This is a genomic window from Streptomyces sp. NPDC025638, assembly GCF_055558775.1.
Genome location: NZ_JBVHLX010000026.1, coordinates 21,689 through 44,436, shown reverse-complemented (window position 1 = coordinate 44,436; position 22,748 = coordinate 21,689). Strand labels below are relative to the sequence as shown.

At 69.8% G+C, this 22,748-nt stretch carries 22 protein-coding genes; 2 read left to right on the top strand and 20 right to left on the bottom strand.

Annotated elements, in window-relative coordinates:
• Positions 1-39: 39 nt before the first annotated feature.
• The 5 genes from ACZ4EG_RS41850 to ACZ4EG_RS41830 form a co-directional block, all read right to left on the bottom strand.
• Entirely contained in the window at positions 40-414 is a 375-nt protein-coding gene (locus tag ACZ4EG_RS41850; RefSeq protein ID WP_467794355.1) for a hypothetical protein, read from the bottom strand.
• A 156-nt stretch (positions 415-570) separates the two neighbouring features.
• Positions 571-2,340, bottom strand: a complete 1,770-nt coding sequence (locus tag ACZ4EG_RS41845) for a M56 family metallopeptidase (protein ID WP_467794354.1) — start codon at positions 2,338-2,340, stop codon at positions 571-573.
• A gap of 89 nt (positions 2,341-2,429) precedes the next feature.
• Positions 2,430-2,927, bottom strand: a complete 498-nt coding sequence (locus tag ACZ4EG_RS41840) for a hypothetical protein (RefSeq protein WP_467794353.1) — start codon at positions 2,925-2,927, stop codon at positions 2,430-2,432.
• 188 nt (positions 2,928-3,115) lie between these two features.
• Positions 3,116-3,607 carry an NUDIX domain-containing protein gene (locus ACZ4EG_RS41835; RefSeq protein WP_467794352.1) on the bottom strand — a complete coding sequence of 164 codons (492 nt, stop codon included), beginning with the start codon at positions 3,605-3,607 and terminating at the stop codon, positions 3,116-3,118.
• A 53-nt stretch (positions 3,608-3,660) separates the two neighbouring features.
• The gene (locus ACZ4EG_RS41830) at positions 3,661-4,377 is read right to left on the bottom strand and encodes a class I SAM-dependent methyltransferase (RefSeq protein WP_467794351.1); all 717 of its coding nucleotides are present in this window, start codon (positions 4,375-4,377) and stop codon (positions 3,661-3,663) included.
• 76 nt (positions 4,378-4,453) lie between these two features.
• On the opposite strand from ACZ4EG_RS41830, the gene ACZ4EG_RS41825 reads away from it, so the two are divergent.
• Both ACZ4EG_RS41825 and ACZ4EG_RS41820 read left to right on the top strand, forming a co-directional pair.
• Complete coding sequence (locus tag ACZ4EG_RS41825; RefSeq protein ID WP_453560329.1) at positions 4,454-5,650, top strand: helix-turn-helix domain-containing protein; 1,197 nt, start codon at positions 4,454-4,456, stop codon at positions 5,648-5,650.
• Positions 5,651-6,109: 459 nt separating this feature from the next.
• Positions 6,110-6,700, top strand: coding sequence for an IS630 family transposase (locus tag ACZ4EG_RS41820; protein ID WP_467794350.1), 591 nt, complete (start codon positions 6,110-6,112; stop codon positions 6,698-6,700).
• 1 nt (position 6,701) lies between these two features.
• Here the strand turns inward: ACZ4EG_RS41820 and ACZ4EG_RS41815 are convergent, their stop codons facing one another.
• The 15 genes from ACZ4EG_RS41815 to ACZ4EG_RS41745 all read right to left on the bottom strand — a co-directional run bounded on the left by ACZ4EG_RS41815 (position 6,702) and on the right by ACZ4EG_RS41745 (position 22,747).
• Complete coding sequence (locus ACZ4EG_RS41815; protein ID WP_467794349.1) at positions 6,702-7,232, bottom strand: hypothetical protein; 531 nt, start codon at positions 7,230-7,232, stop codon at positions 6,702-6,704.
• Between the two features lie 250 nt (positions 7,233-7,482).
• Positions 7,483-8,661, bottom strand: a complete 1,179-nt coding sequence (locus ACZ4EG_RS41810; protein WP_467794348.1) for an acyltransferase family protein — start codon at positions 8,659-8,661, stop codon at positions 7,483-7,485.
• A gap of 291 nt (positions 8,662-8,952) precedes the next feature.
• Positions 8,953-9,594 carry an NADPH-dependent F420 reductase gene (locus tag ACZ4EG_RS41805; protein ID WP_453560315.1) on the bottom strand — a complete coding sequence of 214 codons (642 nt, stop codon included), beginning with the start codon at positions 9,592-9,594 and terminating at the stop codon, positions 8,953-8,955.
• Positions 9,591-10,193: a dTDP-4-dehydrorhamnose 3,5-epimerase family protein gene (locus ACZ4EG_RS41800; RefSeq protein ID WP_363301380.1), complete on the bottom strand. Its 603-nt coding sequence runs from the start codon at positions 10,191-10,193 to the stop codon at positions 9,591-9,593. The genes ACZ4EG_RS41805 and ACZ4EG_RS41800 overlap by 4 nt, the downstream gene beginning before the upstream one ends.
• Before the next feature lie 144 nt (positions 10,194-10,337).
• Positions 10,338-11,816, bottom strand: a complete 1,479-nt coding sequence (locus ACZ4EG_RS41795; protein WP_467794347.1) for an MFS transporter — start codon at positions 11,814-11,816, stop codon at positions 10,338-10,340.
• Between the two features lie 261 nt (positions 11,817-12,077).
• A complete protein-coding gene (locus ACZ4EG_RS41790; protein WP_363301378.1) occupies positions 12,078-12,545 on the bottom strand; it encodes an ester cyclase in 468 nt (155 codons plus the stop codon).
• Positions 12,546-12,677: 132 nt separating this feature from the next.
• Complete coding sequence (locus tag ACZ4EG_RS41785; RefSeq protein ID WP_390712950.1) at positions 12,678-13,247, bottom strand: cupin domain-containing protein; 570 nt, start codon at positions 13,245-13,247, stop codon at positions 12,678-12,680.
• Positions 13,248-13,274: 27 nt separating this feature from the next.
• Positions 13,275-14,798, bottom strand: a complete 1,524-nt coding sequence (locus ACZ4EG_RS41780) for an MFS transporter (RefSeq protein WP_467794346.1) — start codon at positions 14,796-14,798, stop codon at positions 13,275-13,277.
• Between the two features lie 77 nt (positions 14,799-14,875).
• Complete coding sequence (locus ACZ4EG_RS41775; protein WP_467794345.1) at positions 14,876-15,799, bottom strand: TauD/TfdA family dioxygenase; 924 nt, start codon at positions 15,797-15,799, stop codon at positions 14,876-14,878.
• Positions 15,796-17,421, bottom strand: a complete 1,626-nt coding sequence (locus ACZ4EG_RS41770; protein ID WP_467794344.1) for an AMP-binding protein — start codon at positions 17,419-17,421, stop codon at positions 15,796-15,798. Before ACZ4EG_RS41770 ends, ACZ4EG_RS41775 begins: the two co-directional genes overlap by 4 nt.
• Positions 17,411-18,064, bottom strand: a complete 654-nt coding sequence (locus ACZ4EG_RS41765) for a thermostable hemolysin (protein ID WP_453560302.1) — start codon at positions 18,062-18,064, stop codon at positions 17,411-17,413. Before ACZ4EG_RS41765 ends, ACZ4EG_RS41770 begins: the two co-directional genes overlap by 11 nt.
• Before the next feature lie 73 nt (positions 18,065-18,137).
• Positions 18,138-19,325 (bottom strand): FAD-dependent oxidoreductase, encoded by a 1,188-nt coding sequence (locus tag ACZ4EG_RS41760; protein WP_453560300.1) that lies wholly within the window; start codon positions 19,323-19,325, stop codon positions 18,138-18,140.
• 37 nt (positions 19,326-19,362) lie between these two features.
• Positions 19,363-20,355, bottom strand: a complete 993-nt coding sequence (locus ACZ4EG_RS41755; protein ID WP_390712944.1) for an aldo/keto reductase — start codon at positions 20,353-20,355, stop codon at positions 19,363-19,365.
• A 353-nt stretch (positions 20,356-20,708) separates the two neighbouring features.
• Positions 20,709-21,575 carry an ester cyclase gene (locus ACZ4EG_RS41750; RefSeq protein ID WP_390712943.1) on the bottom strand — a complete coding sequence of 289 codons (867 nt, stop codon included), beginning with the start codon at positions 21,573-21,575 and terminating at the stop codon, positions 20,709-20,711.
• A 62-nt stretch (positions 21,576-21,637) separates the two neighbouring features.
• The gene (locus tag ACZ4EG_RS41745) at positions 21,638-22,747 is read right to left on the bottom strand and encodes a 3-oxoacyl-ACP synthase III family protein (protein ID WP_467794343.1); all 1,110 of its coding nucleotides are present in this window, start codon (positions 22,745-22,747) and stop codon (positions 21,638-21,640) included.
• Position 22,748 lies beyond the last annotated feature (1 nt).

The window sequence follows — 22,748 nt, the reverse complement described above, 5'->3', positions numbered from 1 at the left end:
TGCCGCCCCGGACCCCGCCCGGTCCGGGGCGGCCGCGCTTCAGGAGGACGGGGTGCCGCCGGAAGCGTTCCCCTGCCCGTAGCACCACCCGCTTCCGCGGCGAACCACGACGCTCTTGCACACGACGAACCCCCTACGGATTCCGTCCGAGACCTCGAGGTTCACAAACCCGCGGTCGTAGCGCCCTGGCAATTCAAGGAGAGCATCCATCTCCCTCGCATCGGCCGCGATGGAGACGGAGAGCCGCGGATAGCTGGACGCGACCTTCATGCCGAGCACGTGGTTGAAGACCACATCCACGAACTCGTCATAATCCTGGCCGGGACGGCCACGCAGGACGAGCTTCTGGTGGGACTTGCTGTACGACCATGTCTGGAAGACATGGTCGAAGCGCAGCGGAAGATCTTCTGACATTCAGGAAGGCCTTTCATTCTGCGTCGGTTCAGCCCAGGTACGGCCGCTCGCGCCGTTCCAGGAAGTACTGGAGTCTGAGCCGTTGGAGTGTGGTGCATCGGCAACTGCTCGGTTTCCTCCGGACAGCCCGTTACCGCGCCGTCTGCGTTCCCCCGCTCAGCCCGACGAGTCGGACGTCGACTGATCGGACGGCATGGGCCGGAGGCCGCTGAGGCGCTCGAGGGTGGCCTGGGCGGACACGTACCACCAGTTGGCCGCCAGTTCTTTGGTGTTCGGGTCCTGACTCCCCGGGCGGCACTGGATTGCGTATCCCCTGGTGGTCGATGTGAGCAGCCGCCGCCAGCTCTCAGCGCCCTCGTGCGCGGGGAAGACAGGGAACGTCAGCGCCTCACTCATCGTCCGCTTCAGGGCGACGCAGTCCCGGTGTTCGTGCCCTGAGCCGCCCTTGCGGTCCCTGGCGGCACTGAGGTCGGCGCCGAGACGCTTCAGGAGATCGGTGCCGCCTCCGTCGTACCAAGCCATCAGCCGCGACCGGGTGCCGGCGTCGTACTGCGGCGGTTCCGGCTGCTGCCATGGCTGCGGCAGCTCGCCAAACGGGTTGGGCGCCCCCTCACCTGTTGAGTCTTCGCCGATGCCGGCGAGCGGATCGGTGATGAAGAACGAGATCGCGATCAAGACGCCCACAGCCCAAGCGCGGTTTGCCTGCGGCCCGCGGCGAACCCCGGCCGGTGCGGCCGACGAGAGGTCCAGGGGCTTGGGTTTGCGGCGCGGGCGTACGGCGATGACCGTGGCGATGATGAGCGGCGCCGCCAGATAGGCAAGCGACCTGACGACGCGCTGTGGGATCGTCTCGTTGCCCAGCCACGAGAGCAGCGTGTACAGCAGCGTCACGTACGCACTGACAAAAAGGAGGAACTGTAATTTGGTGCCTCCCTTGTCCGCCACCGGAGGGTGGGTCAGCGTGTGGTGCCGCTCGGCCCAGTTCGGGTGGGAGCGCCAGACGCGGGTGAGTCGCGTCATGGTGGCGCCGGGCGCACGGCTCGGCCGCTGCGCGGCCCACACCGAAGGGTCGGCCCCGCACGTGACCGCGTCGTGGTCGGCGACCAGTTCGCGGTGCCGCAGGATGTCCGCGCGGGCCAGGTGCGTCTGCACCACCAGCCCGGCGGCCAGGGCGAACGACGCCGGTCCCGGTGCGCCGCCGTCCCAGTACACACGTTCCGTTCCCAGCACGTGCTCCTGGAACGACAGCCACCCGTTCAGCAGGAGATACGGGCCGAGCACCAGACCCAAAAAGACCCGCCACAGGGCCACCGTGAGATACGCGAGGTCTACGTCGCGGTTGCGCACATGGGCCAGCTCGTGCAGTACGACGGCGTCGAACTGGCTCGGGGCGGTCGCCCTGCGCACCAGCAGTCCCGCGTGCACGCAGACGGTGTAGCGGCCCGCTCGGCCGAAGGTGACCGCTCCTGCCGACATCGCCCGCGGATTGACCACGAACGTGGGGGTACTGGCGGAGGGCACACCGGCTTGCCGCACCAGCCCGGCGAGGTGGCGCGGCAGCGGTTCTCGGCCGTGCGGCACGTCGGGCGGGCCTGCCGCGACGGCCGCCGTCTTCGCGTCGTCGGCGGCAAGCAGAAGAGAGTGCCGCCCACGGCGCAGCTCCCGGCGCGGCAGCCACCAGTAGAGAGCCACTGCGGCCGCGGCCACGACGCAGGTGTACGAGAGCGCCGCATACAGTGCGGTCCGGGCGGCGCCCGACCGGCACCCGGCCAGGTCCTCGTGAAACTGGACCGCGAGCCGAGCGCGCCATGCCGGTTCGTGCAGGTCCACTCCAGCCGCCGCCGCACAGTGCGGGAGCGACGTGACGGAGTGGAGCGTCAGTACCGATGCGCCCACCAGTGCCGTGCTGCTGGCGAGCAGCACCATGACCAGCAACAGAAACCTTCGGGTCGAGGCGCGCCCGGCGAGGTCCCGGGACTGGACGGAGACCAAGGCAGTAGCCGCTGTCCGTCGCGTCAGTTCACGGCTTGCCCGTCGTCTTGCTGCGGCTCTGGCTCGGAGCGTCGGCCACATGCCAGCCGAGCGACGACGGCGTCCGCCAGACGCTGTGACTCGTCGGTGCCGATGCCGACTTCGGCCGCCTGCTCGCGTATGCGCCGGTGAACCGCGTCCAACTCGTCCGCAGTCAGCGTCGGTACCGTGTGGGACTCCTCGGCGGACCCACCCCGAGCCCCCCGCCGGAACAGCCTGCGTGCGCGGGCAACGATGCCGTCCACGGCGGTCCCGACCCCATGAGAGACGAATTCCTGAAGGACGAGCCATACGACGGGAGTGACCAGAGGGGTGACTTCGGTGAGCCCGAAGCCGAGGCCCTTCTCGTCCCTTCCGCGTCCCGTGAGTGCCGCTGTGATCTGATCGTCGTTAAGCGGCTCCATGGTGTCCAGGAGTACCAGCTCATGCGGGGCCTGGTCGGCGACGATGTCCCTGACGACCGAACGCATTGCCGTGTCCATAACAGGCATGCTAGTGCTGTGACCGCATAGGCTCACCGGTTTTGCGTGATCATCCGTGCGGTCGCGGTCTGCTGCCGCCGCGTGTGGATAATGCCTCCCGTGACTTCAGACGCAGCCCGCCCGAAATGGCGGTTTGCACTTCGAGGCTTCCTGTTCTTCTTCGTCGGTGGCGGGCTTGGCTCCCTCGTCTACGGGGTGATGCGGCATCGCCCGATGGGCGGGATGCCGTGGGGCGGGTTGCTGTTCGGGGCGACGGTGTGTGCGGCGCTCAGCGCGTTCTTCCCGGGGCGACAGCACCGTTGACTCACTCGGGCTGAGGAGCCTGTCGGGCCGCGGTGAGCAGTGGGCGTCCGCCCCAGCGCAGGCCCTTCTCGCTGCGGACGCGTGCGCGCTCCCTCCGCTGGGCAGCGAGGAGGTCCGGGTGGCGGGCGTTCTTGTTGCGCCGGCGGAGGTAGGCGTGCGACATCGAGGCCCGTCTCTTGCTTGACCTCGCGGACGGCCGTCCCCGGCAGGGAGTCGGTGAGCTCCGTGCCGCCGCCGGGCAGCGCCCACAGGCCGTTGTCGAGGCGGCGCTGCAGGAGGATGCGCCCATGGTCGTCGGTGACGACGGCGGATGCGGCGACGACCATGCTGTTCGGCTCGGGTGCGCCCGGGTCGTCGTAGTACTCGGTGCGGGTCACGGTCACCCTTCCTCTCCGGCCGCTGGCGTCGGCGCCTCTTTCCGCTTCTCCAGTCACGGCCGGGTGTTTCGAGCCACCGTGTACGCGGTTGGGCCGGTGAGTCCTGGCCCTGCGCTGTCGAGCATGTCCAGGACCTCGAAGCCGGCATCCTCCGCGTAGCGCTCCAGTTCGCGGGGGAACAGAACGCGTCTGCGGATCTCGTCCCGGGCCTCGTCGCCCGAGGGGAGCACCCAGTGCCGGTGCATGGTGTTGATCTGAGTCCGCAGGTCCCACTCATGTCGGACGGTGACGGCAGCGGGTCCCCTCGGGGTGTCCACCGTGGCGGTGGTCGGCTCAGTCCGGGTGATCGGGGCGACGGGGGAACACAGCACCAGCAGCGCGCCCGGCCGGGCGTGGGCTGCGAAGGTGGCGAAGACCTGACCGATCTCCTCGTTGTCGTGGACGTAGGCGAGGCTGTTGCCCATGCAGGTCACCACGTCCATGCGCTCGCCGAGCCGTACGGTGCGCATGTCACCGGTACGGATGTCCAGTTCCGGCCGGCCCCGGTGGGCGTAGTCGACCAGGCCGGGCTGAAGGTCCACGCCGATGCACTCGAAGCGCTTGGCCAGAATCTCCAGGTCCCGGCCGGTACCGCATCCGAAGTCGACCAGGGTCCGGGCGTTCGGCCCGTGCGAGTCGATGAGCGTCTGGCACATCTCGGCACTCGTGCTGTCGGACTGGACCACGTCGTAAAGCGCCGGATCCCGATAGAGGAGGTTCGTTGCTTCCACTCACTCGGCTTCCGTGTCGGGTCGGTCCACATGAGATTCGGTACCGTCTGAATGTTGCCGCAGAACGGAGTTCGCCGTGCCGCAGAGCATCGAGGAACACACCGGCGCTCGGATCGCCCGAATCCGTAAGCAGCGCGGCCTGACGCAGCAGGGGCTGGCGATGCGGGCTCATCTGTCCAAGTCGCTGTTGTCGAAGGTGGAGTGCGGGCAGAAGCCCGCCTCACCGGCTCTCGTCGCTGCTTGCGCCCGCGCGCTGGGTGTTTCTACTTCCGAGCTACTGGGGCAGCCGTACGCCGACGAACTGCGCCGAGACCGGATGGACGCGTTGATCCAGCCGATTCGTGAAGGGCTGGAGAATTGGGACATCCCTCTTGACTGGGAGACGGCTCCACGCCCGGCCGCGTTGATCTGGACGGATGTCGAGCGGGCGCTGGAGCAGCGCCGTCAGGCTCGGTACACGGACATAGTGCGTGACCTACCAGTACTGATCGACGAGTCGGTGCAGGCGGTGCACACCAGTACCGGGGAAGAGCAGCGGCTGGCCTACGAGTGTCTGGCAGAGACCTTCCGATGTGTGTTCACCGTGGCGTGGAAGCTCGGCTTCCACGATCTGGCGACCATCGCGCTGGACAGGCTGGCGTGGACCGCTCCGCACACCGACGAGCCGGGCCTGGCCGCGCTGCACGCCGTCCTGCGAGCGCAGACCACGATGTCGACCGGACGGTACGACGTGGGTCTCCGGGTGGTCGACCGGGCTCTGCGGGACCTCGATGGCCAGGAGTCACGCCGCCGGGCGGGCATCGAGGCCATGCGGGGCATGCTGCACCTGCGCGCCGCGACCATCGCGGGTCGCATGAAGGACAGAGACCACGCCGACGCCCGCCTGACCGAGGCCCGTGCCCTTGCCCAGGCGACAGGTGAGTTGCCCGACTTCGGGGTCACCTGGGGGCCGGTGAACGTCGGCGTGCACGCCGTGGCCATCGCCTCGGAAGCAGACGACTTCGGGCGCGCGATCGAACTTGCCGAGAACGTACGCATCCCGCGCGGCTGGACCCGCTCCCGGGCCGGGCATCACTGGATGGACCTCGGCCGGGCCCACGCCTGGGCAGGCCACCCGGAGCAGGCGTTGGACTGTCTGTACCAGGCCAGGCGCATCGCCCCGCAGCAGACTCGCTATCACCCGACCGTGCGGGAGACCGTGCTGGCCCTGAAGCGGCAGCAGCGGGCACGCAACGGTTCGCTGGCGCAGTACGCGGAGTGGGTCGGCATATAGCGGATTCCCCACGAGAGGAGTTGCACCTTTCGGTGCAACCTCCGTGCATCGCCAGTCGGCAGGCTGACGACTCGTCAGGATCTCCGCGACCGGACGAACGGTCCGGGGACATGGCCCACGCTGACAGGGAGCGTCGACATGCCGAGCCGTATCGCCCATATCTTCGAGCCGCTGCGGCTGGGAGGACAAAGCATCGCCATCGGTCGGCTGATCCACGGCGCGGGGGTACGGGCATGGTGAGCCCAGCAGGTCAGGCGCGTCTGCTGCCCTGGACCGGACCGGAGGGCAAGCCGTGCTACCTCGTGGGCGGGAGAACGGGATACCTCTCCCGTCTCGCCGACAACATGGAGTCGGCCCAGCTCGGTCTGGCCGGTGAACTCCTTCAGGAGGCCCAGCGTGTTCTGGACGCACGCCAATGGACCTCAGGCGAACTGCACCTGCTGGCCGTGCAGTTGACTGATGCGCTCACCAATGTTCCGCGCGAAGGCGAAGGCCGAGGGCGGCGAGGTCCTCTTCGCCGACCAGGTCGGCATCCGCTCCGACCAGGTCAGCGGCCGCACCTGGGGCGAGCGGGGCCGCACCCCAATCGTCCGGCGGACCGGGAACCGGATGTCCGTGAACGCGATGTCGGCGATCAGCACGAAGGGCCGCATGCACTTCATGGTGTTCACCGAGAGCTTCGACGCGAACGTGATGTGCCGGTTCCTCGACCGCCTCGCCGGCCACTTCGACCGCAAGATCCACCTCGTGGTGGACCAGCATTCAGCCCACCGGTCCCGCACGGTCCGCGACTGGCTGGCCGATCACGCCGACCAGGTCGAGCTGCACTTCCTGCCGTCGTACTCGCCCGAACTAAACCCCGACGAGCTCGTCAACGCCGACCTCAAACGGAGCCTTCCCGCGAGCAAGCAAAGCCGTACCCAGGCCCAACTCGCCAGCGAGGCACGACGGTTCTTCCACCGCCGTCAGCGCCAGCCGCACATCGTCCGCGGCTACTTCCACGGCCCGCACGTCCGCTACACCCTCGAAGAGAACCCTTTGAGTTTCTGATCTAGCATGAGGCCAGGAACTGGAGATCGACGTTTCCGGCGTATTCGTACGTAATGTCTTTGCCATTTGGCTCTTGGTTCGATTTCAGGTGCTCAAGTCGGCCATTTACGTGAGCCCAGTGATCATCGTTGGCATCGACGAAGTGCAGCCGGGCGGGGAGGCTCGCCGTCCAGTCCGGCTGTGTGCCGGAGAGAACATAGAAAGCGCAGGCGGGGATGAGACCGGCTTCCAGGTAGTTACCGTCCTTGAAGATGATTTGCGCTTTCTTGATGTCGAAGCGGGTGCGATTGATAATGTACAACTTGGGCTGCGGTCTCAGGTTCGCCTGCCAGAAGAACGACGCCGTTGTGGCCCGATCCCGTTTCTGTGCCTCCTCCGCCTTCTTGTCAGCCTGATCGGACCGATACAAACTGAAGAGGGACACGAACACCGCCGAAGCCGAGATCCAGGTGTTGGCTGAGCCCCGGATTCTGCGTCTTGGCGTGTTCTGCGAGGGCTCGGGCACCGGTTGCTCAGAGGCGGCAGGCGTCATGGCTCATTCTCAGCACGTCGTTGCTCTCTCGGATACCGGAGTTGCGCTGTCCAGCGGGACTCGCAACAGCTTGTCACCCATGAGGCTCCACCATCCTTCTGGGTCTGCCCCAGCCTCGGCACGTCCGCTACGTCCTCGACGAGTGAACCCCATCAGTTTCTGATCAATAGCACCGTATTCACCAATATCCATCGCTTCGTCAGCGCAGCCATGAATGCCCCCTGGTCCAGGTGTGAAAGTCAGGCAGACGCTAGCCGCGGTCGCCGGCGTGCGTCACATCCTTATCCCATTTCATCTGCCCCCGGCCGTCGGCGCCGGCCGCCGGGACTGTCCGGCTGGAAAGCGCGGCACGCATCGCCTTCCACGACCGGTTCCGTTTGAACGGCAGCTCGAAGACTTCCGCGAACAGCCACGCCCCCAGCACCGAGGCCGGCGCGGCCAGCAGCAGGGTGAAACAGAACGTCGGCAGGCCGGGTGAGACGACGTGCGGGGCGAGCTTGCGGACGACGAGCATGACGATCGGGAGATGGATGAGGTAGAGGCTGTAGGAGAAGTTGCCGAGAGTGCGTATCGGCCGTGTGGCCAGGAGCCGGGTGAGGAAGGCGGGCCTGCCGGTGGCCACCGCCGCCAGGAGCATCGTCATGGCGGGTACGACGGCCAGGTCCACCCAGAAGTAGTGGTCCACCGTCCACACCGATCCCTTGACGGCCACAAGTGCCAGGGCCGGAGCCGCCGTCAGCACCGCGAGCCAGTGCCACGGCAGGCGCCGTACCCGCTCGGGCGCGGTGACGATCCCCGCGCCGACCAGGCCGGCGACGAACACCGGCGCGAGATCCGGGGTCAGCCGGTTCATGCCCTCCACCGGCGTCCCGTCCGCCGCCGCCAGGCCGTGTGCGACCACCAGGAGCGTCACGCCCGCAACCAGGACCACCGCGCCCAGGCGGCGCCGGACGAGGAGGAAGAGCGGGAAGAGGAGGTAGAGCTCCGCCTCCACACCTATCGACCAGAAGGCGCCGTTCGGCGTCGGGGCCGTGAACAGGTCCTGGAGTACCAGGCCGTACACCAGAAGCGTCCTGCCGGTCGGCGGGCCGTAGTGCGAGGCGGGCACCACGAACCAGGCGACCGCCAGGCTCAGTGCGAGTGCCGCCCAGTACGGCGGCAGGATCCGCCACGCCCGCCTGCGCAGGAACCGTGCGCCGCCGCCCAGTTGCCAGCCGCGGCGGGCCGGTGTGATGGCCAGGGAGAACCCGGACAGCACGAGGAAGAAGACGACGGCGAGACGCCCGTACATCAGCCAGCCGAGCCAGGAGGGGCCCGAGTTGTGGGGGAATCCCGGGAAGGTCAGCAGCCAGCAGTGGAACAGCAGCACATACAGTGCGGCCAGGCCGCGGAGTCCGTCGAGGCCCTGCACATGGCTGCGGTCGTGCACTTCGTCCGTCCCGTCCCCTTGCCGCGCCCGGACGGCCAAGTCGATGTCGCTGCTGTGAGCGGCGTTCCGGGTGATATGACGACGCCACCTACGGCGACTGATACGTCGCGGGCAGCTACATCGTTCACCACACGATGTCGTTCAACTGACGATGTCGTTCAACAGACGATGTCGTTCGACACACGACCACGCCCCCGGCGTGGACCGGGGGCGCGGTGGGGCGGGCCGGGGGACTGAAGGGCGCGCCCGGGGCGCGGCGGTGGCGGGGGGTGCCAAAACCGCCGCGCGGGCTCAGCGGGCTATGCCCAGGCTGAAGGGGATCATGCCGTAGCGCATGACGAAGGGGCCCAGGAACAGGATCAGCCACTCCTGGGTGCGGGCGCTGTAGAGGCCGCCCAGGTCCAGGATCCAGTCGTCCTTCCAGCCCAGGTCGCGCAGCAGGCCGACGACGGTCTCCTTGGCCCCGGGGTCGTCGCCGGAGAGACACGCGGTCGGCGGCATCGACAGGATGGAGGGGTTGGTCATCACCCGGCTGTCCATCGAGTTCAGGGCCTTGACCACCCGGGTCCGCGGCAGCGCCTTCTGGAGTTCCTCCGCCAGGCTGGAGTCCGCGTAGACCGGTGCGGCGGGCAGTCCGTCCGGGCCGCGTACGTACGCGTTGGAGACATCCACCAGGACCCGGTCGCGCAACTGCGGTTCCAGCGGGCGCAGGAGGTCCAGGGACAGCTCGCCGGGGGTGGCGTTGAAGACGACCTCGGACGACTCGGCGGCCGACGCGTGCGTCCTGAGCCGTACGCCTGCCTGCGTCAGTTCCTCGTCCGGTGCGCGCTCGGGCCGGCTGGAGCCGATCAGCACCGTGTGGCCGGCGCGGGCGAGGCCCAGGGCCAGGCCGCTGCCGACGGTGCCCGAGCCGAGAACCGCGATCGCCGTCATGACAGCACCGGCGTCCGGTACGACGCCTTCGCCTCCTCGTACGTCGGCAGCAGCCCGGCGGCGACGGCCTCGGCGAGGGTCGGTGCGGCCGCGTCCTTGTCCGAGCGGACGAACGGCTCGGAGGTGTCCCACGGGATGCCGATCGCGGGGTCCAGGGCCTGGATGTCGACCATGGTGCCGTGCACGTACTCCTCGGAGCACAGGTAGTTCATGCAGGTGTCGTCGGTCAGCGCGAGGAAGGCGTGGCCCAGGCCGTCGGCGAGGTAGACGCCGATGCCCGAACCGGCCTCCTGCAGCGTGGTGTCGAACATGCCGAAGGTGGGCGAGCCGACCCGCAGGTCGACCACCACGTCCAGGGCGGCCCCGCGCACACAGGTCACGAGCTTGGCCTGGCCCGGCGGCAGGGTCGTACCGTGGATGCCGCGCAGTGTGTTGCGGTGCGAGACCGAGTAGTTGACCTGCCGGACGGCGAACGTCTGGCCGCTCGCCTCGCTCAGCTCGCTCAGTCGCCACGCCTCGAAGAAGTGGCCGCGGTTGTCCGGGATCTGCGACGGCGTGATCCTGAAGGCGTCTTTGACCTTCATTTCTTCGATTGCCATGCTCCGCTTCCTCGGTTTCCTGTTCGGGCAACGGGGTTGAGCTGGCCTAGAACGCCCGGGCGCGGCGCCAACCCCCCCGCGGGCGTGGTCGGGTTGCCGGGGCCCGGTGCCCCGGAGCGGGGAGCCGGCGCCGCGCCACGGGGGTCAGCGGGCCGGGGCGGGTGCGGACTTGTCGTCCGCGGTGGCCGGGGACGACTTCGCCACCGGCGCGGACTGGGTCGCGTCCTGGGCACCGCGGCCCGGCACGATCAGCATGAACAGCGTGCCGAGGCCCACCGCGGCGGCGCCCACCCACATCGCCGGGACCAGGCCGTCGACGAAGTTCTGCGGTGAGGCGAAGCCGCCGTTGGCGCTGAAGATGGAGGCCAGGAGGGCGACGCCGAGCGCCGCGCCGACCTCACGGGTGGCGGCCGTGACACCGGAGGCGATGCCCTGCTCGTGCTCGGCGACCGAGCCCATCGTGAGGTTCATCAGCGGGGCGTAGAACATGGCCATGCCCGCGCCGCAGATCATCAGGGCCGGCAACTGCTTGACGTAGGAGACGTCCGGGTCCATGACGAGCGCCCAGTAGGCCATGCCCGCCGTCATCAGCGCGAGGCCGACGGCGACCACCGGCTTGCCGCCGATCCGGTCGGAGACCATGCCTGCGATCGGCGCGACCACCATCGGCATCGCGGTCCAGGCGAGCAGCCGTACGCCGGCCTGCATCGCGGTGTAGCCCTGGATCAGCTGGAAGAACTGGGTCATCAGGAAGATGGCGCCGAACATGCCGACCGACATCAGCACACCGGCCAGGTTGATCCCGGTGAACGCCCGGCCGCGGAACAGCCGCATCGGCACCATGGGCTTGTCGGTGCGGTTCTCCCACAGCACGAAAAGGCCCATCACGGCGGCGCCGCCGACCAGCCCGGTGAGCACCATCGGCGAGGTCCAGCCGTCCCCGTGCCCCTTGATCAGGCCCAGCACGATGCCGAACAGGCCGACGCCGGACAGGACCGTGCCGACCGCGTCGAGGCGGGAGTCGGCGATGCTGCTCTCGGCGAGCTTGCGCCAGGACAGCGGGGCCAGGAGCAGACCGAGCGGCACGTTCAGCCAGAAGATCCACTGCCAGGACAGGTGCTCGACGATGACACCGCCGACCAGCGGACCCGCGGCGATCGACAGGCCGTTGATCGCGCCCCAGATACCGAGGGCCGAACCGCGCTTCTCGGGCGGGACGGCGACCGTCAGCAAAGTGACCGACAGCGGCATCACGATGGCCGCGCCCGCGCCCTGGACGGCACGGGCCGCGATGAGTTCACCGACCCCCGGCGCCAGCGCCGCCGCCGCGGAGGCACCCGTGAACAGCAGCAGACCGAGGCAGAAGACCTTGCGCCGGCCGAACCGGTCACCGAGCGCGGCACCGAACATCATCAGGACCGCGAAGGACAGCGTGTAGGCGTTGACCGTCCATTCCAGGTCCGCGAGGCTGCCGCCGAGCTTCTCCCGGATCGTGGGCAGCGCCGTGATGATCACTAGGTTGTCCAGGCCCGCCATGAAGGAGGCGAGGCCGGTGGTGAGGATGGCCCAGAAGACCAGCCCCTTCGTTCCTCCGCCCGTAGATGGGGGGTTGACGGTGCTCATTCGAGCATCCTTTCTGGAGGCGGTCAGTGCGAGATGCTCGTCGCGGAGACTTGTCCGACGTACGACAACGCGGACCGGGCGCACGGCCGGCCGGCGCGGACGACGCTACGGACGGGCACTCGACTTCCCCTTGAGCCTCACTCGGCGACCGCTGAACCCCCAGGTGTGCGGGTGCGCCACAGGGCCCCGGACCGTCGGCGGCGCTGCCGGTGTCAGCAGCGTCCGTGGCCGGCCGGGGCCCCGCGGTGTCGCGGCCCGGGATCAGCCGAGCTGGCGCTTGAAGGTGTCGATGTCGAAGTAGAGGGTCTCGTCGATCAGCACGTCACCGTCGAAGTGGAAGATGACCAGGATCGGCGCGTCGATGGACTTGCCGCGGTTGGGTATGTCCCGCCAGTCGGCTTCCTGCTTGCCGCGGGCCCAGGCCTCGAGAATGATCGCGGTGGGGGTGTGGTGCAGGTGGAGCACGTCGTGCTCCAGGTTCGGGAAGGCCTTCTGCATGTCGTCGAAGTAGCCCTTGCGGATGGCCTCGGGGCCGACGAAGGACTCCTCCTCGAAGGCCTGGATGCGGTAGACGGGGCCGCGCGGGAACGTGGCGAAGACACCGTCGATGTCCCACTGCGTCTCGGCGATCGTGTGGGCGATGACCACCGCCTCGCGCCGGGCGCGCAGGTCGGCGTCGGGCGCGGGGAGATCCGCGCCCGGGAGAGTGAATCCGTTGTCACTGGCCATGTTCCCGTTCCTCCACGCGTCGCGGTGAATCCGTTGGGGCCGACGCTAGGACGCACGCCTAGGCCGGCCCTCGCACGGAACTCGAAAACCGGCCGAGCGACCCGAACCGACCGAGCAGCCTGCCTGAACGAATCAGGCCGTCTGCGGCTGGCCGGCCCGCTCCTGCGGCGGACGGTAGGTGGGGCGGTAGCCCATGGCCACCGACAGCGGCGCCAGCGCGGTGCACAGTGCCATGTCGACCAGGAACGGGCGGCCGGTGACGACGCGGTACTCGTCGCGGAAGCCGAGCGCGAGCAGCGGCATCTGGAGCCTGGGGGTGCCGTCGGGCTTGAGCCGGCCCTCGTTGGTCAGGCCCCACAGGGTCTCGAAGACCTTCTCCGTCTTGTACGCGGGCGTGGTGCGCCAGGTGATCCGGGCCCGCTCAGGGCCGGGGTTCCAGATGGAGTGCACGGCGCCCGGCGGGATGTAGAACTCGTCGCCGGGACCGTACTCGTGCAGGGTGCCGTTGAGCAGCAGGTGCAGATGCCCGCGCTCCACCTGCATCCGCTCGGTCTGCCGCGGGTGGTAGTGCTGGGGCGGCTTGATGCTGGCCGGGGAGTACTCCACGGCCACCTCGACATAGGCGCCGTCGGTCTCGGCCGCCGTTTTCAGGAAGGTGAGCCGGTCCTCGCCGAGCCGCAGGACGTCTCCGGGGCTTGCCATGGGGGTCTCCCTCGTAAGGGTGGGGGGTCAGGTGGTCTGTGCCCGGGCCGTGCTGGTGGCGCGACGCCGGCCGGGCAGACCGACGACGGCGTTGATCAGATTGAGCACCGCGATCCCGGCCGCGATCCAGAAGCCGAGGTGCAGACCGTCGAGCCAGGCGACGGCCGGGGCGGTGCCACCGGTGAGTTCCGAAGTGGTGCGGGTCAGGGCGCTGGTGGCGACCGTGGCCACGCCCAGCGAGGCACCGACCTGGAACGCGGCGACGAGCACGCCGGAGGCGATGCCCTGCTGCTCCTGCGGTACGTCGGACACGCCGGCGACGTTGACCGGGATGGTGCAGCACTGCATGGCCGCGCCCAGGATGAGCAGCGCGGGCAGTACCTGGGTGACGTAGTCGCCGTCGTGCGGGGCCTGGGTGAGCAGGAACAGGCCGGCGACGGAGCCGACGGCGCCCGCGATGTAGACGGGGCGGGGGCCGGACTTGTGCATCACCCGGGTGGCCGGGGCGGTGATCACGATGGCGATGATGCCGAGCGGCAGGAACGCGAAGCCCGACTTCAGGGTGGACCAGCCGAGGGTGCGCTGCAGGTAGTAACTGCTCAGGAACAGTACGGCCGCCTGCACACCGCTGGTCAGGACGCGGCCGATGGAGGACGCGACCAGGGAGCGGGTGGCGAAGAGCCGCATCGGCATCAGCGGGTCGGCGACCCGCAGTTCGACGAGGACGAACGTGGTCAGCAGCACCACCGAGCCGACGAACGGCGTCACCACGTACAGTCCCGAACGCCAGCCGTGGTCCTGGATGTTGACGATGGCGTAGACGAGCGCGGCCAGGCCGCCGGTGACGGTGACCGCGCCGAGCAGGTCGGGGCTGGAGCCGGGGGTGAGGTCCTCGCGGCGGCTGCCGAGCAGCAGGACTCCGGCGACCGCGACGATGCCGAAGGGGATGTTGATGTAGAAGATCCAGCGCCAGTCGAGGCTGTCGGTGATGACGCCGCCGAGGACGACGCCGAGGGTGCCGCCGAGTCCGGCGAGCGCCGCCCAGACGGCGAGGGCGGTGGTGCGTTCGCGGCCCTTCGGGAAGGACGTGGTGACCAGGGACATGGCCGCGGGCGACAGGAAGGCCGCGCCGCAGCCCTGCAGGGCACGTGCGGCGATCAGCACGGTGGTGCCGCCGGCCAGTCCGCACGCCAGGGAGGCGGCCGTGAACAGGACGGCGCCGACCAGGAAGGTGCGCCGCCTGCCCCAGCGGTCGGCGGTGCGCCCGCCGAGCAGCATCAGGCCGCCGAAGCAGAGGATGTAGCCGGTGAGGACCCATTCGGTGGCGGTGGCGCTCGCCTTCAGGTCGGACTGGATGGCGGGCAGGGCGAGGTTCACCACGGTGGTGTCGAGGAGCACCATGAACTGGGCTATGGCGACGAAGACGAGCAGGGTCCAGCGCCGTGGATCCGGCGGGGTGTGGTCCTCGGCCTCGACCACGGCGGTGTCGACCGGCTTGTCGGCGGGTGACGCATGGCGTTCGGTGCCCATGGCTCCCTCTCGTGTGTCCATGGCTCCCCCTGTCTGTGAGTCCTGCGTGCCGGACGCGCTCCCGGCGGGGTGCGCGTCCGGCGGCCCGGCGCGCCGCGTCAGGCGGCGGCGGGTACGGCGATGTAGCTGAGGGCGTTGTAGATGGTGCGGTCGGGGTCGGTGATGGCGCGGCGGCCGTGCATGACCCGGGTGTTGTCGATGACGGCGACGTCGCCGTGCTGCCAGTCGAGGTTCTCGGTCAGGGCGGCGGTGACGGCCTCGACCTCGGCGAGCAGCTCCGGGGAGAACTCGGTGCCGTCCGCGAAGGTGATCTTCGGCTTCTCGTAGTTGAAGGAGGGGCCGAGGATGCTGTTGGCGAAGGACAGGCGCGTGCCGAAGACGGTCGAGTCGGCGGCCGGGGTGGTGTACGAGTAGCGGATGCCGCCGTCGGCCTCGGGCACGATCTCGGTGCCCTTCAGCCTGCCGGTCAGGGCGAGCAGTTCGGAGATCTGGATCTCCTCGGCGGGCTTGGTGCGGCCCATCAGGTGGTGGGCCATGCCGCGCCACTGGGGCTCGGAGACGTACCGGCTGTAGACGATGTCCTGCCCGGAGAACGCCTCGCGCGCGGCCGGGGACAGGGCCTCCCAGACGCGGTAGCCGTCGCAGACGGTGGTCTGGGAGCCGGAGGAGGCGGCCTTCTCGCAGAAGAACCAGGCCAGGTGGGAGCGGAAGGGGCTGTTGCCGTTCTCGGTGTGCAGGCCCACCTCGTCGAGGCCGGCGTCGACCTTCTGCGCGACGTCGGAGTAGAAGTCGCGGGCGGGGTCGAGGGTGGTGGAGGTGGAGGTGTTCTGCACCAGCGCGGTGAACGACGTCATGTCGGTGTCGAAGCCGCGCAGCAACAGGAAGCCGGCCTCCTCGAGCAGTTCGAGCAGCTTCGCGGAGTCGATGGCGTCCAGGGCGGTGCCGGCGGCGGGTTCCACCAGCAGGCCGCTGCCGGTGCCGTAGGGACTGGTCTTCACGACGGTGTTCGAGGCGGTGGTCATGCCTTCTCCTTGATACGTGTGTCACCGGCGGCCGCACCGGGGGCGCCGCCGAGCACATGGGCGCGGATGACGTCCCGACGCGGGCGGCCGGTGACGGTGAAGCAGCGGGCGTAGTCGGGGTCGTCCTCGGACATCAGGCGGATCACCGCGGCGCGCTCGATGTCGGAGAGCCGCTCCCGGCCGAACTCCTCGATCCGGCGGCGGGCGGTGTCGTGGTCGAGTCCCGCCTCGACGACGAACAGGCCGTGCACCGACTCGAGTCCGTCGGCGACGATCGCCGCCTCGCGGACGAAGCCCAGTTCGCGGTAGCGGGCCTCGACCCACTCGGGCGAGACGTTGCGCCCGCCGGCGGTGATCACCAGGCTCTTCTTGCGGCCGGTGATGCGCAGATAACCGTCCTCGTCGAGCTCGGCGAGGTCGCCGGTGTGCAGCCAGCCCCGGTCGTCGACGACGACGCTGGAGGGGTCCTCGCGGGTGTAGCCGGCGAACAGCGAGCTGCTGCGGATGAGCAGTTCGCCGTCCTCGGCCAGCTCCACCTCGACATGGTCCAGGGGGCGGCCGACGGTGCCGAAGCGGACCTCTCCGGGGAAGTTCCAGGAGACCACCGAGGAGTTCTCGCTCAGCCCGTAGCCCTCGTGGACGGTGAGGCCGAAGTCGTGCAGGCGCTGGAGGATCTCGGCGGGCACGGGGGCGCCGCCGCAGGCGACGAAGACCGGGCCCTCGTGGCCGAAGATCCGCAGGTGCCGCTCGGTCACGTTCTCCTCGGGCTTCTGGTCGCACAGGGCGAGGAACAGCCCGGCCACGGTGGGCGGGATGACCAGGGCGGTGGGCCGGGCCCTGCGCAGCAGTTCGAGCATGCGGGGCGCGGCGTCGGCGGCGGTGCCGACCAGCGCGGTGCCGGGCGGCATGAAGGTGACCGAACCGCCCGCGAGGAAGGGCATGTAGAGCCCGGCGACCTGCTCGATGAGCAGGCTCAGCGGGACGATCGACAGATAGCGCTCGAACAGGGCGGTGCCGGTGCGGGCGCGCAGCGAGGTCAGCAGGGCGTCCAGGCCGTGCCGGCGGATCTGTACGCCCTTGGGGGCGGAGGTGGTGCCGGAGGTGTGGATGACCTTGACGATGGCGTCCGTTGCGGGCACCGGCCACTTCGGTGCGGTGGCGGGCGCGGCGGCCCGCAGGGCGGGCAGGTCGATCTCGTTCACCGGGCAGCCCTCGGGCAGTACGCCGCCCTCGCGGTCCTTGGTCCAGCGCTCCAGGGCGCGGGCGCCGCCGGCGTCGACCAGGCACAGGTCGGCCGTCTCGAAGAGGGAGGCGGCCTGCTCGGCGGCGAACGCGGTGGGGACCGGGATCTCCACGGCGGAGGCGAACAGCAGGGCGAGGTCGGCGGCGACCCACTCGGGCGAGTTCTCGGCGAGCAGCCCCACGCGGGCGGGGCGGCCGTGCTCCCGCTCCCACTCGCTCAGCCGGGCGGCGAGGACGAGGGCCGCGCCGATGAGGTCGCGGTAACCGAAGTCGGTGGCGGGGCCGCCGTCGGCGGACAGCACGCGCACCATGACGTCGTCGCTGTCCGCCCGCGCGAGCAGTCCGGCGGCAAGGCTCACGGTCTCGGTGTCACGCGGCACGGGTCAGCACCTTCTGCTCGGGGCGGTTGCCGACGAACCGCATGTCGACCGATTCGAAGCAGTAGCGGCCGATCGCGGCGAGCAGCAGGGTGCTCTGCGCGGCCGCCTCGGCCCAGCCGACGACCGGCCGGGTGTCGTAGTAGGAGCCCCACAGGGCCGCCTCCTCGGGCGAGAGGCGGTCGCGGGAGGCGTCGACGAGCGGGTGGAAGACCACGCCGAGGCGCTGCATCAGCATGGCCAGCCGGCCGGTCATGGTCATCACCGCGTACGGGCGGCCCAGGCAGGCCATCACCAGGGGCAGGGCCTTGATGATCTCGCCGCCGGCGCTGGCGCGCACGGAGGCGATGTTGCCTATCTGGAGGATCTGCCCGCGCTCCACCGGAGAGCCCAGTTCATCGGCGATGATCTGCTCGACGGGGGCGTCGAGGTAGCGCTCCAGCAGGATGCCCTCCTGCTCGGGGAAGGACAGTCCCGCGCAGGCGAGGGCGGATTCCGTCTCGTCTTCCGCGGTCTCGAAGTAGGCGAGGAACGCGTCCGGGTTGGGCCGGATGCGGGCGTCGTACTGGGCGGCGAACACGTCCTGGACGAGGTCGGCGGCGACCTGCCAGTCCGGGGTGTCGCGCATGGACAGCGTGATTCGCATGGGTGCACCCCCTCTTACGGGGTCGGGTGGGACGAGTAGTCGGATGTGAGGTCGGTTGTTGTGGTCGGGGTGGTCACATGCCGAGGACGGCGGGCCGCGGTGCGCTCACCGGCCGTGCCCGTACGGCGAGTTCGGCGGCCATCAGACCGCTGTTGATCGAGGTCTCGGCGAGGATGCCCGGGGCGGCGACGCTGTCGCCGATCAGGTACACGCCGTCGCCCTGGTCGATGGCGGGCCGGTCCCGCCAGGTGTGTCCGGGGTAGTCGACGGCTCCGGTGCGGCCGCGGGAGACGCCCTCGCGGCGCCACAGCATGCGGTCGCGCCAGCCGGGGGTGGTGAGGTCGAAGAGTCCCTCCAGCCGCTCGATGGCCTGGGCCTTGTTCTCGCCGGGGCGAAGCGGCATCGCGCCCTGGAAGAGCGCCTCGCCCTCGGGGGCGAGGGAGGGGTCGTGGTCGGAGTACTGGGAGGTGAAGCCGCCCTCGTCCATGTCGAAGGAGACGTTGCCGTCCTTCTTGGAGTGGGTGACGGCCATGTCCACCAGGGCGGCGGTGCCGCTCGGCCAGTCGAGCTGGCTGTCGCCGAGCAGTCCGCGGGCGGCGGCCAGCGAGGTCGCCACGATCACCGGGCCGTCCTTGACCGGCAGTTCGGTGATGCGGGAGTTGGTCTCGATGATCACGCCGTGCCGGCGGGCGACCCGCGCCATGCGGTCGACGACCGTGCCCCAGCCGCCGATGAAGTACCGGCTGGGCAGCGGGAACTTGGGGGTGCCCACGCGCAGCAGCCGCTCCCAGATGAACGCCGCGGACAGTGTGCCCGGGTCGCCGTGGAAGACGATCGGGCCGAGGAAGCCGAGGGCCTCGTCGACCGTCTGCTGCGGGAAGATCTTCGATGCCCAGTCCTGGAAGGACTGGTCGACGGGGACCGGCCGGTCGCGGTCGAGCAGGGTCATGCGCATGTAGCCGGGCGGCAGTGTCATCCGCAGCCGGCCCTGGTGGCGGAAGCGCATCCGGGTCCACTCGTGGAAGGACAGGCGCACATAATGGCCGGCCACACCGCGCGAGATGAGCCACTGCCAGGCCTCGCCGTTGTTCATGATGGTGTGCGGGCCGTCGTTGGTGATGTACGGCCCCTCGGCCGAGCGGGCACGGCCGCCGAGGTGGGAGTGCGCCTCGTGGACGGTGACCCGGGCGCCCTGCTCGGCGGCGGCGATGGCCGCTGTCAGGCCGGCCATCCCACCGCCGATGATCGTTATGTTCACCATGGTTGCTCCTCAGTCACCTTCGCTTCCGCGGCCCGCGTCAGCGGTTGAGCGTGGCCATGGAGTTGGCGGGGTAGCGGTCCCCGACGGTGCTGCCGTACGGGGCGATCTCGTCCATTGCCGCGAGGTCGGCCGCGGTCAGGCGGACGTCCGAGGCGGCGACGTTCTCTTCCAGGTAGGCGACACGCTTGGTGCCCGGAATGGCGATGACCTCCTCGCCCTGGGCGAGGACCCAGGCGAGGGCGAGCTGTCCGGTGGTGACGCCCTTGTCCGCGGCCAGGGCGTCCAGGCGCTCGACCACGGTGAGGTTGGCCGCGAGGTTCTCCTCCTGGAAGCGGGGGACGATGCGGCGGAAGTCGTGGGCGGCCAGCGTGTCGAGGCTGCGGATACGGCCGGTCAGCAGGCCGCGGCCGAGCGGGCTGTAGGCGACGAAGCCGATGCCCAGTTCGCGGACCGTCTCCAGCACGCCGTTGACCTCGACGTCGCGCGTGGACAGCGAGTACTCGGTCTGTACGGCGCTGAGGGGGTGGACGGCGTGGGCCCGGCGGATGGTGGCCGCGGAGGCCTCGGAGATGCCGATGTGGCGCACCTTGCCGGCGGCCACCAGCTCGGCGAGCGCGCCGATGCTCTCCTCGATGGGCACCTCGGGGTCGACGCGGTGCAGGTAGTACAGGTCGAGCCGGTCGGTGCCCAGACGGCGCAGGGTGCCCTCGACGGTGGCCCGGATGTACTCGGGGCGGCCGTTGATCTGTCCGGTGATGGTGCCCTCGGGGGAGACCTCGTTGCCGACCTTGGAGGAGACGACGACGTCGTCGCGCCGGCCGGCGATGACCCGGCCGACGAACTCCTCGTTGGTGTGGGGGCCGTAGAAGTCGGCGGTGTCCAGCAGGGTCACGCCGAGTTCGAGTGCCCGGTGGGCGGTGCGCAGGGCCTCGGCCTCGTCGGCCGGGCCGTACGCGAAGGTCATGCCCATGCACCCGAGGCCCTGCTCGGAGACCACGAGCCCCTGGCTGCCGAGCTTACGTTGCCGCATGAATCGGTTCCTTCCTGAGCCGTGCGGGCCTCGGAGGGCTGGCGGTTCGGGTCTTGCTCCCCCGGGCACTTACCATTGATAGAAATCCTAGCATTGATATAATCCGGGAAGCCAGCAGCCCAGCCCGGCAATGCGGGTCTTCGAAGTCGGGCGGTGGTCCACGGTCGGCAAGTGGCAGCTCTGGGCCACCGGCGGCCCCAGTACGGCCGGGCAGACGTCCTCGGTTCTGGCCCAGATCCGCCAATCGACGACCGGCGTGACGGCTGCGACCGGCCGCGCCGGCCCGCGCACCGCCCACCGCCCGACTTCGAAGACCGGCAATGCCCGAGCGGGGCGGCCGGCTTGACGGACGATCAGCGGGCGACGAGCTCGCTGGTGACGTTGGACCAGTGGTGGCCCTGCGCGGCGGCGCCGCCGTCGGCGAGCGCGGCCCACGGGTCGCTGCCGAACACCTCGACGGCCGCCTCGCGCAGCCAGACGTCGAACTCGTCCGCGGAGTCGCGCAGCTTGCGCCCCGACAGCGCCGGGTCACGGGACTCCACCTGGAGCACCACCACGTCCTGGCCGCCCACGTTCTGCACGGCGAAGGACTCCTGGACGATGCCGACACGGCGCCGGGAGGCGTCGTAGGCCGTCCGCCGCAAGGTGTCGAGCTCCGCCTGGACCTCGGCCCAGCGCTCGCTCTTGCCGGGCAGCAGCGGCACCAGGACCGAGCCGGGCCTGGCGCTCCTGCGGGCCTCGGCCCGTGCGCCGCCGCGCGCCGCGGGGGCGAGCCGGCGCATGCCGAGCACCTCCAGCATGTTGGACTCCACGCCGATGCCCCAGCGCTCCGCGATCAGCCCGTTGTCCAGCAGACGCCACACCACGACGCCGATGAACTCGATGAACTGACCGGTGGGCGCGATACCGAGGAACTCGCCCTTGTGGGTGCCGCGCCAGGTGTTGTGGATGACCACGTAGTTGGCGTTGGCGCTCATGTCCTCGATGGTCACGTGCAGGTCGGGGAAGCCCTCCCGCAGAGCGGCGATGGTGTACTTGACACCGTCCAGGTCCTCGGTGGCGCCCGGCAGCGGCTGGTGGTCGATCATGTCGGGGCTGTAGATCTTGTCGACGATGGAGAAGTCGCCCTTGTTGACGAAGACGTCGAAGACCGAGCGGATGGTCTTCTTGTTGCGCTCCTCGACGCTCTCACCGGTCTGCACCGTCTGCTGTGTCGACACGTTCCGTCCTTAATGCTCGAAGGGTGTTCGGGATGTGACGGTCTACGGGACGCGACGGGCCGTCACTTCCCGGGGAACGGCGCTTCCCAGGTGAGGGTGAGCCCCGCGTACAGGTAGCGGCTGGCCTCGATGGCGAGCAGCAGCACCTTGTGACCGGGGCGGATACGGCCCTCGGTCCAGCCGGCGTCCAGCGCGAGCGGCACCGCGGCGGAGCCGGTGGCGCCCACGTCGGTCAGGTTCTCGACGATGTTCTTGGAGAGGGTGGCCTGGTCCTCCTCGGACAGCCCGGCGGTGCCGTACTCGCTGGCGAAGTACTCGGCGTTGCCCTCGGGCAGCACGCACGCGTCGATGTCCGCGAGGGCGAGCCCGGAGCGCTCCAGCATGTCGTGGATGCCGCGCACGAAGACCCGGGGGCCGAACGTGGCGGTGCCGGGGATGTCGAGCTTGATGTCCATCAGCCGCTTGCGGCGCTGCTGTTCGGCCAGCGGGACATCGGTGCCGCCGCCGACGATGAGCATGCCGGGCTTGCGCTTGCCGCCCATGGAGGCGGTGGCGAAGACCTGCTTGCTGCCCTCGTGCGCGGAGCCCTCCTCGCCGGCGCGCAGCACCACCGCGCCGGCGCCGTCGCCGAAGGTGTAGACGGTGAGCCGGTCACGCATCCGCACGCGGTGCGGGTCCAGGCCCAGGAAGACGGGGGCGAGCAGCGGGGAGACGGCCTCCACACCGATCACCAGCGCCGTCCTGTACGTGCCGTCGGCGAGCTGGCGGCGCGCGATGTCCAGGGCCTGGACGGCGCCGACGCAGCCGGCCCGGACCTCGATCACCGCGACGCTCTCCAGGCCCAGCTGCTCCTGGACGTAGGTGCCGGCGACCGGCAGCAGATAGTCGGGGCTGGCCGTCGACACCACGATCAGATCGATCTCGTCGGCCTCGACACCCGCCCGCTCCAGGGCCTGGCGGGCCGCCGCGGTGGCCATCTGCGAGGTGCTGATGCGGTGTTCACCGGTGTCCGGGTCCACCATCCAGTGCCGGCGCTGGACCTGGATGCCCTCCAGGACGTCGTCGGGCAGCGGCCCGGTCACCCGGGCCAGGGCGTCGTTGTCGAGCGGCTCGCCCGGCAGATGGGCACCGGTGGCGAGGATCGACACATGGCGGTCGGTGCTGGAGGGCATG